This window comes from Pelotomaculum schinkii (assembly GCF_004369205.1).
Classification (GTDB): Bacteria; Bacillota; Desulfotomaculia; order Desulfotomaculales; family Pelotomaculaceae; genus Pelotomaculum_C; species Pelotomaculum_C schinkii.
Genome location: NZ_QFGA01000001.1, coordinates 1349912 through 1362798 on the forward strand (window position 1 = coordinate 1349912; position 12887 = coordinate 1362798).

Below are 12887 nucleotides of genomic sequence, written 5' to 3' on the forward strand. Positions count from 1 at the left end.
TGTTTCCGACGGGACAGAAACATTTATCACCGGCTGACCAAGATTTAATATGGATCGCAGCATAAAAGCGTTAGATATAATCATAATTATCAAGAGAATAATGATAAAATTATTTTTCATGTCCGCATGGTTCAAATTAAGCGCCTCAAATCCTGTAATTAACAGGTAAATTCAGCATAATTAGCAAATATCCTTGCAATATTTTATCAAAATTTTCATAAAAACAAATACCGAATGCGATTTATGCATTAACCTGCGGTCCAATTTACATCTTTGAACCGGCAGGCATGTTATTTTCCCTATAAAAATTTTTCTAAAATTTAACAGATACTTGACGATTATTATTTTGCCAGTTATAGTAATATCAACCGGTAAATAAGTATATTATTATTTAGGATGTAATACTATTTACAGGTGGATGACAGCAAAATACTGGAAGGAGGAAGGGCATATGTGGTCCAATCCATTCGTTATGGCAACATTTATATCCTGATGGTTAATAAGTAATTATGAAAGGAAGTTAATAAAATGCGCAAACCGGTATCACTGTTATTGATTGTCACTTTACTTGCAAGCGTTGCTGTTTTTTTATCAGCATGCCAGGGACAAACACCTCCGGCGGCGGAAAAAGAAGCGGAGGGTAAGCCGCTGACCATCGTCACGTCATTTTACCCTATGTACATAGCAACCATAAATATTACCAAAGACGTACCAGGGGTAAAAGTTATCAATATGACCAAACCCGTTACGGGATGCTTGCATGACTACCAGTTCACGCCGGAAGACCTGAAAACTCTCAGCGAAGCTCAAATATTCGTGATCAACGGCGCCGGTATGGAGGCATTTATGGATAAGGTAGTCAGTCAGCTACCGGAATTGAAAATTGTTGACGCTAGCAAAGACATACCACTGATAACAGGCGATGGTGAGGAAGGTGACAACCCTCATCTTTGGGTCAGCATATCGAATGCCATTCAACAAGAAAAGAATATTGGGATGCAACTCGCCACGCTTGACCCGGATCATGCCGACCAGTACAGCGCCAATGCCACAACTTACGTTGGAAAACTGGAAGAACTGCGAGCGAAGATGCACCAGGCTCTGGATGGTGTGGAGAAAAGGGACATCATCACTTTTCACGAAGCTTTCCCTTATTTTGCCAGCGAATTCAACTTAAACATCACCGCTGTGATCGAAAGGGAGCCTGGTTCCGAGCCCAGTGCCGCTGAATTGTCCGACACAATCCAAATCATTAAGAAATCCGGAATAAACGCTCTCTTCACAGAACCCCAGTATTCCGCAAGAGCCGCAGAAACCATCGCTAATGAAACCGGGGCAAAAGTGTTCATCCTGGACCCGGTAGTTTCAGGCCCCATGGAATTGGACGCATATTTAAATATCATGGAACGCAACATGAAAACCTTAGAAGAGGCCTTGAAATAAATGGCTTATAAATGCAATGGAAAATTATGTTGGGAGGAGGACTCCGGCGGGTTCTCCTTTCATTTTCCCAGATCAGAGGTTGTTGACGGACGAGGCGTAATAAAGGTGGGAGGCAATTGCGTATACTAACTGTTAATTTCAAAAAGATCGCATACTCTTTCTTTTTATTCCTGTTTTGCACATACCTTACCTGGCATCTACTCAATTTTTTTACTAAGACAATATATTTTAACTCCATGATGATTATAGAAAAAGTAAACATATCATGGTCAAATTTTTTAAATTTCAAGACAGTTTTTTTGAGTATTATTATTGAGGCTCTTCCATTTATTCTTATTGGTGTTCTTGTGTCGGCTTTTCTGCAAAACTTTGTATCTGAGGAGGCAATAAGCAAATTTTTGCCCCGAAACAGAATTCTAAACATCCTTCTGGCTTGCTTTATAGGAGTAATTTTTCCCGTTTGCGAATGCGGCATTGTACCTGTCGCCCGCAGACTGGTAAGCAAAGGCGTCCCTCTGTACAGCGCCATTACTTTTATGCTGGCAGCGCCGATCATTAACCCTGTAGTCGCTTCATCAACAGCGGTTGCGTTCAGCGGCAACCACCAAATGGTATGGTCCCGGCTGGAGTTGGCCTTTTTCGTTTCGTTCATCGCTGGATTGTTAATTAGTTGCCTGTATGATCAAAGCGCATTAAGAGCAGGTATGCTCCAAAACCACTGTGACTGTGGCTGCTCACACAATCATCATCACTCCGGCGCTGCTTTTTTGAATAAATTGATTAGCGCCTTCCCGATTGCCTGCGATGAGTTTTTTGACATGGGCAAATATCTGATTATGGGAGCCGCCCTGGCTGCAATTGCCCAAATTTTTTTATCACGTGACATTCTACTTCATATCGGACAGGATTCACTCTCCTCCATAGCGGCAATGATGTCTTTCGCCTTTGGAGTCTCTGTTTGCTCTTCGGCAGACGCCTTTATCGCAGCATCGTTTTCAGCAAACTTCACTGCCGGTTCACTACTGGCTTTTATGGTATTCGGACCTATAATCTTTTAATGCTGCTTCACGCCTTTAGAGCCCGTTTTGTGGTTTTGCTCGTCTCAATTGTTGTTCTGCTGGTTTTAGCCGGTACTTATCTGATCAATTATGTAACCTTTTTGGAGTGATGTAAATGAGAATCAACAAAGAGGGTTTTATTAGATCCCTAATCCTGTTGGGATTCAGCGCTTTACTGTTTTGGCTTATGAGAAGCAATAACATTATTTTCTATATTAACCCCCGCTATGAGCGGCTTACCGAAATAGCGGCAATTATAATATTTATTATGTTTCTGGCGCAGGCCGGCAGTTCATTGCGGCGATCAGCATTTGACCATAGCCGCTCCAATTTCAGCCAGGACATAATCAAACTTGCCTATCTCCCTTTCTTGCTCACTTTGGCAATGGCTTTTCTTCTGCCCAACAGCGCCCTGGACGCTAACCTGGCCGCCAATAAAGGAATGAACCTTAGCACGCAACCGGCAACAACCGTGCAATCAGGTTCAGCAAATACCACCTATGACTCTGCAGCGCCGATTGCTCCGCAAGCGCAAAGCCCTGCGCAGGAGCAAATCGATGAAATACGTAAGGCCGGCCTGATCAAGGTGACAGAAGAAAACTTTACTATTGTAAATAAAGAGACGTATATGTTCCCCGAACAATATGCCGGCAAGGAAATAACCATGCTGGGCTTTGTCTTTAAAGAACAGGGCATGCCGTCTAACCAGTTTGTGCTGGGCCGTTATATCATTACATGTTGTTCCGCCGACGCTTCATTGGGCGGGTTTTTATGCGAATATGGGAATACAGCCGATTTTAAAGAAGGCAGCTGGCTGATCATCAGGGGAATAATTAAAACAGGGAAATACAATGACAGTACTGTGCCCATAATTACAATCAATTCTTTTAGCCCAGCGCAAGAGCCGCAGAATCCATACATTTATCCTGTCTTTTATTAATCATGTTTAGCATATGGCTATACTACCACGCCGGCGTTATTTGACACAGAGTCATACCGACCGCCGCTGACGGACAGAAATACTTCTGCCATCCGCCATAACAGAACGTATTATTGACATTCTGAAGTTACACTGTCTAGACTATTGGCAAGCAATGTAAAGTAAACCTGGCTCTTGTAATCTCTGTTGGTAGATAAAAGAGAAAAACATATTTAAAGAAAAGGATATTTACTAAATCGCTAACCCGGCAACTAAGGAGTAGCCCCCCTAATGTTGCCTACTGGAAATAAGTCGGACTAAAATCTTGTTCTGAAAATCTATTCTCCTCTTAAATTTGCTTGGCGTTCCATAACGGAACTCGGTTAGCTGATTTATCTAGTATTTTTAGGACTTCATCACGTACATTTGAGATGTCTTCCTGCTCTTTGAGCTGAATAAACAATGAAGTGTAATCCGAAGACGGTGTTATAGAAGCCCGTTCTGGCCTTCTATTTCAAGGGCAATCAGTACTATGAATCGTTTAGCCCTTCTTTAAATTTATAATAAGTCACAATTCCTAAGCCATATAAAAATATTCCTATACCCAACATTTTAAAAGCATCTTGTGCATTTATTTCCGCCAATATTAATGTTAATACTCCTATCGCCATAAAATCAATGGACCGTTTCATATTTACTTTATCCTTTAAGGTTAATGCTGCTTTTATTGAGAAAATTACAGGAATTACTAACAATGCTTTGAAAAAAATGTTCATATTAACCTACCTTTACTTTAGATTTATAAACTGTAGTTGGTAACCAGACTGTTGATAAGTCTTGGCAAGCCGTTGGTGAATTAATAGCCGGGATTGACGACTCTGTAAAAATCTCTTCAACCAACCCAGCTTGCCTTAATCTGGTGGAACAATACTCCTTAATCTCCTCCATCTTAAGCCCATGCAAAATGTATTTAACCACCAGGCGTTACCGAAGAGGATTATTAATATTGAGCGTCAGTTTGCTGCGAATCAAAGGTTGGCCGGCTAGAATAAGAATAAATGGATTTTGAGAGTCCATTTTAAAGTTGAAAATGAGCCGCAGGTCGTCAGCATCGTGTGGTCTATGAAGTTTATCAAAAAGAACATGTTGTAAAAATCATTAGTATGTGGCTGCATTATGAATAGAATTAACCAACCTGGATTGTTATGCCCTATTTCGCCACATCAAACACCTTCTCAAGACCCGGTATCATCTCGGGAGGGTAGCCCTCCAGGTTTACCAGAGCAGGGCGGAAAGAAGACAGTGGTTCACCTTCCAGCCTAACAGCAAACAAGTTATTATTGTCCAAGAAAACACAGTCCTGCACACCCTTTAGATGTGATATACTTTGCCCGCTCTCACGATCAAAAATATCAACTGTAAAATACTCGGCTCCGCTCCCCTGCCCGCCCCAGTAGGCCACCTTTTTCCCGTCATCCGACCAGGCAAAGCCGCGCGGAGAGATATGCATCCTAAGTAAACGATCCTTCCCATCTCCGGCGGTTGATATGAGGTGAGGCCCATCGAGCCGCCCGTTATTGGTGTAAGCGATTGCCACCTCCCCACCATCGGGGGAAATGGACAGCAGCTTACCGTCAAGCGGCTCGTTTCTCAATGTCAATAATAAGTAGAAATACAACGGCTCCTTAAGAAGAAAGCGGCTTGCACCAGTATCTGAAAACCAGACGGCAGGCAAAGAATCACCGTTACTGCCGGTGGCAAAATATGCCAATGACTTGCCGCCATTAGACACGCTGGCGTAAGGCTGAAAAGTAACGGCTGATGGCAAGTACATTTCCAGTGGTGGGACCACCCACTTGCACTCACCGCTGACTAGGTTAACTACAGCAATATCAACACTACCGCTCTGCCCGCGCAATACTACAGCAAGAGCCGTTTTATCAGCAGACAGGTCGAAATGCAAGAAATTCCAGTCCTCTTTCAAAACCGGATAAGCTTCCCCCTGACCAGGCGGAAGATACATGAGCCTGCGTTGATCAGATACATACAGCACCCCTCCCCGGAAACCACAAGGATTACGCCCGTCCGCCAGCTTCAATAGCTGTCCCTTTCCAGAAAGATCCACTGACCAGATTTCATTATTTCCAGGTTCCTTCACTGTTGTAGCAAAGGCCCTGCTCAATGCGTTGTCCTCCTGGATCTTACCGGTAATAAGGAGCATACTGGCAAAATCCACGGATAACACTTCGGAGTTAACCTTGATTTGCATTTCAATGGGGAAAGTTTTTACCCAACTCAAAACCTTCCCCCATTTTTTTTCATAATGGGCATAGACCAAAACCATATTTTCTTTTCTTAGCGGCTTTTCCAGCATAGCAACATGCAGCCTGGCTGTTACCGGAAACTCCTGACCGCAATATTGAAATCCATCTGGAAAATCCAGGGAATTACGGCTTTCGTCCAGCGGAAATATACCCAACTGCATGAGTTTGTTAACAGCAATACCTTCTGTCCTTCCGTCCGAACCGGTAAGAAATTCTTCTTCCCCTAATGGCTTCCCAGCAAACCATCCTTTATCGAAGTCGTAAATGCCAATACCCGGCCCGTCTAAGTACGGATATACAAAATAAAAGTAATTTTCCTCAGCGCATAACGGTTTTCCTGAATGATTATTTAGCTGTATGCTTAAATAAAAGGGGGTTAAAACATTAGGATCATTCCCTTTTTCTTGCAGGATTCCGGTCAACTCTATGCCTTCTGGTTTTATAGTTGGTTCGAGAGAAAGCCACATCCAAAAAATGCAAATAACAATGATACCGCTTATTGCTATTATAAATACTTTCTTCTTCTTCAAAATTTCACCTCGCTTGCTTTACCGAAAGAAGATGCTTTGAAAATAATCGAATCCATATGGAAAAGGCGCCTAATTTATGTCGTACCCCCAATCCTGCAGATAAAGCAAGGACTCAATGCCTGCTTCTTTGAATGGCTCGTTTGCTCCCGGAGGAGCTTTAGTTTCGGGAGCAGCTGCAAAGGCAACGCTGGTTGCCGCAAGTAAAACAACCACCAGCGGTACAAAAAAAGAACACTTCTTAAACCTCATCAAACCGATCTACCCCTTTAAAAAAATTCACTACATTAGTGACGTCTAGGAATTTGTTTAGGATCCTTTTTTTAGAAAATTTTTAAAAGATATTTTTCTAATTTATGGATCCTAAAGCCGTGAAGGGTTGTGGCATCCATGCCAATCTTGACCTTGTCGGCGGGTAAGGCATCAGCTGCATCAACCACTTTTTCAACAAATCTTTCCGTCCCGGGGAGGTCGTTGGAGACCGTGAATCGACAGACATCTTTGCCGGTGTCATCAAGGATTTTAAAAATAAATATGACCAACTGGAAATTATACCGTTGGTCATATCATACAAGGAGTGAATTTTATGGTAAAACTAAAAAGAAATCTTTGCAGTCTACTAATAACCGTCCTTTTGTTGGGAGTAGTAACTATTCCGCAGCTGCTGCAGAGAATAAGTCCGATATATCAATAAAGATAACCAATGTTGAAAAATCAGGTACCCAAGAGATTCGTCAACTAATTTTTTAAACAATGCGGTGTTCGACAACAGCAATCGAAAAGATGGCAAATCTGTGACTTTCTATACTATTTTATGAGGCAGTTTTTAACCTTGTCTTTAATAAACCTGCCGTCCTGGACCAGTTCCTCGGCGACAAAAACAAAGGTGAGAAAATCCTTGATTCCCGCCAGTTCCATGGTCTTGTTGATATCTTCGGCGCTGCCCAGTTTTCTTACGGCTTCATAGAGAGACTCCTTCTTGGCGTCGATAAATACCCCCGTTTCTTCGAGGTATTTGCCGGTACGGCAGATCGTGCCCTCCATATTTTTAAAATACCCGAGCGCAATCAGCTCATCAATATCCTCGTCACCTTCGCCGGCCAGCAGCAGGCGCTTAAACATCTTTTCTTCCAAGGTGTTCACCCTTTCCCCGAAGACAAATTTTTACTCTTATTCTACAGTTATATTCGCCTGTTCCACCTTATTCCCTTTCGCACTGTTAAATTTTGGCGAAAACAGGTAAATTTCTGCCTTGAACCATTTCGAGGCAGTCCTGTACGTAATTCCGTTTTTGCCCTTCGTGGAAACTTTGTCCCTAAAAGGAAGTAAATTTCTACATTTTAATTAACAGTTTTAAGCCCCCTGACCTCCATAATCCGGCTGTGCAGCCTTTCCACCTGCAGGCAGAATATTTCCAGTCTGGCCTCGATGACCTGGGGAAATGCGTTCCCGTCTGTCTCCACAGCCAAAAACGGCAGTGTCGGGTACTGCTCCATAACCCTGGCCACCAGGTTTTTGTCTGTCGCGATTTCGGGTTTATGCTCATCCATTCTGGCGCCGATTATTGCTTCGGCGATCCTGCTGGGCATGCAGCCAAACGGCCCGATGGAAATAACCCCGGCCACCTCTTCCACAATTTCCGTGATGGCGGTACCTACGGTCAGAATTGTCTCCACCGTCAGGCTCGGGCTGACCAGGCCGGCGGCGTTTTTGATAATCTTGTCGACATCGACCAGGTGGGCCTCGTAGAAGCCGGACCGGGCAAAGATACCTTTGATGGTACGCTCAAAAGAATTTTTAAAAAACCCCTCGATGTAGCTGCCGATAAGCTCTTTCTTACTGACATTGCCGCTCTTGTTGGTCTTGACCATGTAATCACAGTAATAAATCCATTCAGTTATCGGGGCTGCTTTGAGAATTATACCCTGCTTGGCCAGCCTCTCCACCAGGTACTGCCTGGAGAAAGCGTCCCTCCTGACGTAAATCTCACCGACCAGGGCCGCTTTGGGAGTCTCCTCCATGGATTGCACTCTTTCAATGGCACTGAGAGCGCGGGCTGCCCGCCTCAGCGTTTCCTTTACACCCTTCCAGCTGTCTTTCTCAACGCTTTCAATTATTTGATCGCATACTTTATTGAAAACAGTCAGAGCCTTTTCCTTATCCCTGGCAATGGTCAGTACCGCGCTGTAGATATCGTCCAAAACGTCTGATATGATTACCGCCTGAAAGGCCCTGGCGGAAAAGTCCGTCCCCAGGCCGGCGTAACTGTTGTCACAGGTGAGCGTTATCTGGGTTACATCTTTAAGCCGCAGCTTTTCTATCAGGCTTTTAATGAGGATGTTATATTGTCCAAACCGGCAGGGTCCATTGGAAGTCGGCATGAAGTAAACCAGGATTTCCTCTTCATTCTCCCTGCTGTCGATATAGTTGATCAGGCTGCCGACGGTCAGGATCAGGGGCAGGCACTCCTTGCAGGAGGCGTACCCTTTACCGGTTTTCGACTCCCTGGAGGCCGGCGCCGCGGCTGCTGTGGCCCTGACGCCCAAGCGCCTTAAGGTGGCGGCCAAAAGTTTTGATCCCAAATCTCCCATGGACGGGATGACCACATGGACCCTGGGGTGGGTTAAGGGGTACCTGTTTCCACACGAATCAACCACCAGGGTCTGCCCGCATTCCATAACGATCACCGCCGGGCGAAATTCTTTTGTGCGCTCCAGCATGCTGTCGCGGTTGATTTCAATATAGCTCCTGACCACGTCCAAAAAGGCCTCAACCCTTGTGTCCAGCCCGGCGTCCGCCGAGTGGCTGTCCAGTTCCAGCGTCAGTGAAGGCTTTTGCCCCATAATGTTTCTGAAGAAAGTTACGATAAAGGAATCCGGGCCGCAGCTGAAGTTGGTAATATAGGTGGCAAACAGCTGCGGGTGTCGTTTGACAAGCCTGGCGCCTTTTAGAATGGTCTGTCCCAGCGCCCAGAACATGTCTTCAAAGGGCTCCTCACCTCCAAAGGGCAGGAAATCGTGGGGGATTACCTGGTAACCCCTGGTGGCAAACTTCTGCGGAATACCCATATTGGCCTTTCTGGTAAAGGCGTTGTAAGGCCTGCCGAACAGTACCACCGCGGTTTCCTCCGGGCGCTGTTCCAGTTCGGCCAGGAAGCTCCTGCCGGTTTCACGGCATTCATGATGAAAGTCCTCTTGAGCCTGGACAGCCAGGGTAAAAGCTTCCTTGGAAAATTTGGCCGGGATACCCAGCTGCCTTCCCACAGCCACGAACGCATTAAGCTCCTGCCGGTAGCCCTTGTCAAATTTAAGCACGGGGCACAATAGTATTTGGTTTGTCAACTCTTCAAAAGCAGCTTTGAGGTAATATGGCTCCGCCTGGACAAACGGGCAGGTAACCCTGTTGTCAATCCCGTTCTCCACCGGCATGGAACCCACATGAGGCAGGAATACGATGTCCGGGCCGGCATTGATTGAAGCGGCCAGCGCCCCGTGCGCAATCTCTACGGGGTAGCAAAATTCCGCGCCCCTTCTCTCCATACCTGCGGCGTCGATCTCTTTACTTAACACCACCTCAAAGCCCAATGCGTAAAAAAAGTTATAGTAAAGCGGGAACAGCGTGTTGACCAGCAGCGACCGGTTGATAGACACAGTCTTACCGTTGGGGGGCAAGAGGCGCCGGCCCCGCTCCAGACTGTACTTTTCAAATACCAGCTTTTCACGCAAGCTGACAAGGTCGAGTCTACCTGCGTCAGGGTTCTTCCGGTCACTGATCAGGTTGACGTACTTATTGCATGCCCCCCCGAAGGGATACATTTTTTCTTTAATGCGGATCATGCTGATCACACATTTGCGGTCGCATTTTTCCCTGCCGCCGTTGCAGGTAAAAGGCTTGGCGTAGGTAACCTCGCGCTCCGCCAGTTCCTCCAGATCAAACTCCGCCGGCTGCAAAAGGCCCAGCGCCAGCTTATTTTTTACTTCCAGGGCCACACCGAAAGCCCCCATGAGCCCCGGCTCGGGGGGCACGATAATCTCCTTGCCGGTGAGAGCCGCCATGGCCACCGGGACGGCCCGGTTGTAGCAGACCCCTCCCTGCATGAACACCTTCTGGCCAACCGTACGGTTGCCTTTAACCCGGTTGTTGTAATTCATGCATATAGAATAAACGAGCCCCGCCGCCAGGTCCTCGATGGCCGCTCCTTCCTGGATGGCGCTCTTGATGTCGCTGCTGATAAACGCGGCGCACTGGTCGCTGAAGTTAAGCGGCCGCTCGCTCTTAAGGGCCACCCCGCCGATTTCCCCGGTGTCTATATCCAGGGACTCCCTTGCCGCCTCTTCCAGGAATGAGCCGGTACCGGCGGAACAGGCTTCGTTCATGGCATAGTCGGAGGCGACACCGTTGGTAATATAGGTGTACTTGGCGTCCTGCCCGCCTATTTCAAAGATGGTGTCCACCTGGGGATCAAAAAAGACGGCGGCCGTGGCATGGGCAATGATTTCATTGATCACGGCCGGGGTCAGCGCGTGCAGACCTGCAATCTGCCTGCCCGAGCCGGTTACGCCCAGACCGGTGATACGCACCGGCGCGTCCAGCCGGTGGTAAACCTCCCGGTAGCAGTTGCGGGAAGCCTTAACCGGGTCCCCGTTGGTGCGAAGATAGCAGCTGGCCAGGATGGCGTTATCGTCAGACCTCATAACCACCGCTTTGGTTGTGGTGGATCCCACGTCAAGACCTACGATACAATCATCCCCTGATCGAGCCTGTTGGCGGATAGCCTCCTTGAAGGTAACTTTAGGCAGAAAATCTCTGATTGCAGGCAGGCGGGAAAAAGACCCTTCACTGCCGCTAAACAGTTCTTCCGGATCGTGAATTGGTTTGGTTGTGGCCTCCAACGCCCACAGGGCCGCCCCCAGGGCTTCAAAACACCTGGCATGCTCCGGTATGTAAAGCCGGGGGATATCTTTACGCAGGAAATGAATCATAGCCGTGTTGGAAGAAGCTCCCCCAACGACCATGACTCTCTCATGCCCGGTTTTCTTCAACAGTTCAGTTACCTTAAGCGCCATCATCTCGCAGAGCCCCGCGGTTACCCGCTCTTTTGGCGCGCCTTTGTTCAGGGCGTGGGTGCAGTCGCTCTTGCAGAATACCGAACACCGCCCGGCAACCTTATACGGGTTTTCCAGGTCTGGGATAGAAACCGCTTCCTCGACGCTCAAGTCCATCCTCTTAATCTGCTGCAAAAAAAACTCACCGGTTCCGGAAGCGCACTTGTTGCCGGTAAATACATCGACGACCCGGCCTGTGCCGTCCAGCTTGTAGGCCATGAAGGTTTCCCCACCGGCGCTGACAATGACGTCTGCTTCCTGACCGGAATTATGGAGGTAGCGGTAGGCGTATTCAACCGCTTCCGGTTCCGAAAGAGAGGATACGTTCAGCTTTTTTCGCAGTTTTCGCCCGGTCACGGCGATTCTATCGACCGATTGAAATAAATCCCGGTCGACCAAGCGCAAGATGGCTCCGTGCGGATTCCCTTCGTGCGGTGTCGTCTTCGTATCCAGGATCTTGATCTGGTTTGCTGCGTTATTGTCCAGCAAGACCAAACTGATGGTGGAAGCCCCTATACACAAACCCAGTGTTCTCAACCGGTTCACTCCTAGCTTTATCCTTAAAAGTAGATTTTTCTTTAACCACCTAATTATACCGCAGGTGGCGCCAGTATTGTAAATAGCTTTCAGAAAGACTTAAAAGCCCCTTTAAAACTTAGTCAATTTGGAATTATTTCCATTATTAAAATAATAATACCTGCCGCCCCGGATTGGCAAGACGGCAGGTATTTTGTTCTGCGTCACTAGGACTTCCCTATCCAGGTCATTCCTGAGACACTTTCAGAAATCTGTCTCCGGTATTTAATCCATATAATGCCTTCGTCATCCTTGGGCTGATAACAGCATGCCGAACACAAATACACACAAAAAAAGTACCTCTGGGGAAAATGTTAATGGTTAACATGCAAATAAACTATTGATAGCACATTTTTTTCTGGTATAATTATGTAGTGATTGGTTTAGTCCTTTTCTAGAGAGGGTTGAAGCCACGAATACTAGAGATAAAAAAACAAGTCCGAGAACTGGCCATTCAAGGACTTGCAGCTGAAATCAGCCCATGTGTTTGTGCAAAATCATGATATCCCAAATAACACTCCAATGCAATGGTATTTGTGGTTTGGCTGGTGGATGCGCTTTATCTCGGAAAGGAGAGCCTATGACACATCAACCAAACCGCACGTTGCTGAACGAACCTTTTGATGAGTTAAAGATACTGGCAGTCTGGAGCAAAGCAACCATCATCCCCAAACACAACCAAAACGAGCTTAGGAAAGACCAGTGCGGCGTGTGGATAAAATTCACCGATTACGGCAACCTCAACTCTGAATACGGCTGGGAAATCGACCATGTGCAGCCGGTAGCCAAAGGCGGAACAGATGAACTAAAAAACCTCCAGCCGCTGCATTGGCGCAACAACCGGGGCAAAGGCGACGACTGGCCGGATTGGACGTGTTCTTTTCAATCAGGGAAATAGACAGTATAAAGAAGCTATTAATATTGCAGAGAAATAG

Annotated in this window: 10 protein-coding genes; 5 read left to right on the forward strand and 5 right to left on the reverse strand. The window is 46.6% G+C overall.

From position 1 onward, the window contains the following. The first annotated feature begins 528 nt into the window (after positions 1–528). From Psch_RS06440 to Psch_RS06450, 3 genes are all read left to right on the forward strand, one after another. Positions 529–1443, forward strand: coding sequence for a metal ABC transporter substrate-binding protein (locus Psch_RS06440; protein WP_134218066.1), 915 nt, complete (start codon positions 529–531; stop codon positions 1441–1443). Positions 1444–1682: 239 nt separating this feature from the next. Further along, the gene (locus tag Psch_RS06445; RefSeq protein WP_243124038.1) at positions 1683–2501 is read left to right on the forward strand and encodes a permease; all 819 of its coding nucleotides are present in this window, start codon (positions 1683–1685) and stop codon (positions 2499–2501) included. 115 nt (positions 2502–2616) lie between these two features. After that, on the forward strand, positions 2617–3441 hold the full coding sequence (locus tag Psch_RS06450; protein WP_190239558.1) for a TIGR03943 family putative permease subunit: 825 nt from the start codon (positions 2617–2619) through the stop codon (positions 3439–3441). 509 nt (positions 3442–3950) lie between these two features. On the opposite strand, the gene Psch_RS06455 is transcribed toward Psch_RS06450, so the two are convergent. From Psch_RS06455 to Psch_RS06465, 3 genes are all read right to left on the reverse strand, one after another. Next, positions 3951–4196 carry a hypothetical protein gene (locus tag Psch_RS06455; protein WP_190239559.1) on the reverse strand — a complete coding sequence of 82 codons (246 nt, stop codon included), beginning with the start codon at positions 4194–4196 and terminating at the stop codon, positions 3951–3953. A 434-nt stretch (positions 4197–4630) separates the two neighbouring features. After that, positions 4631–6274, reverse strand: a complete 1644-nt coding sequence (locus tag Psch_RS06460) for a TolB-like translocation protein (protein WP_190239560.1) — start codon at positions 6272–6274, stop codon at positions 4631–4633. Positions 6275–6343: 69 nt separating this feature from the next. After that, on the reverse strand, positions 6344–6526 hold the full coding sequence (locus Psch_RS06465; RefSeq protein ID WP_190239561.1) for a hypothetical protein: 183 nt from the start codon (positions 6524–6526) through the stop codon (positions 6344–6346). 228 nt (positions 6527–6754) lie between these two features. Between Psch_RS06465 and Psch_RS06470 the strand changes: the two genes are divergently transcribed. Next, positions 6755–7021, forward strand: coding sequence for a hypothetical protein (locus tag Psch_RS06470; RefSeq protein ID WP_190239562.1), 267 nt, complete (start codon positions 6755–6757; stop codon positions 7019–7021). Between the two features lie 57 nt (positions 7022–7078). Here the strand turns inward: Psch_RS06470 and Psch_RS06475 are convergent, their stop codons facing one another. Beyond that, the gene (locus tag Psch_RS06475; protein ID WP_190239563.1) at positions 7079–7405 is read right to left on the reverse strand and encodes a hypothetical protein; all 327 of its coding nucleotides are present in this window, start codon (positions 7403–7405) and stop codon (positions 7079–7081) included. A 206-nt stretch (positions 7406–7611) separates the two neighbouring features. After that, on the reverse strand, positions 7612–11913 hold the full coding sequence (locus tag Psch_RS06480) for an acyl-CoA dehydratase activase (RefSeq protein ID WP_190239564.1): 4302 nt from the start codon (positions 11911–11913) through the stop codon (positions 7612–7614). Between the two features lie 619 nt (positions 11914–12532). On the opposite strand from Psch_RS06480, the gene Psch_RS06485 reads away from it, so the two are divergent. Then, the gene (locus tag Psch_RS06485) at positions 12533–12850 is read left to right on the forward strand and encodes an HNH endonuclease (protein ID WP_190239565.1); all 318 of its coding nucleotides are present in this window, start codon (positions 12533–12535) and stop codon (positions 12848–12850) included. The last annotated feature ends 37 nt before the right edge of the window (positions 12851–12887 follow it).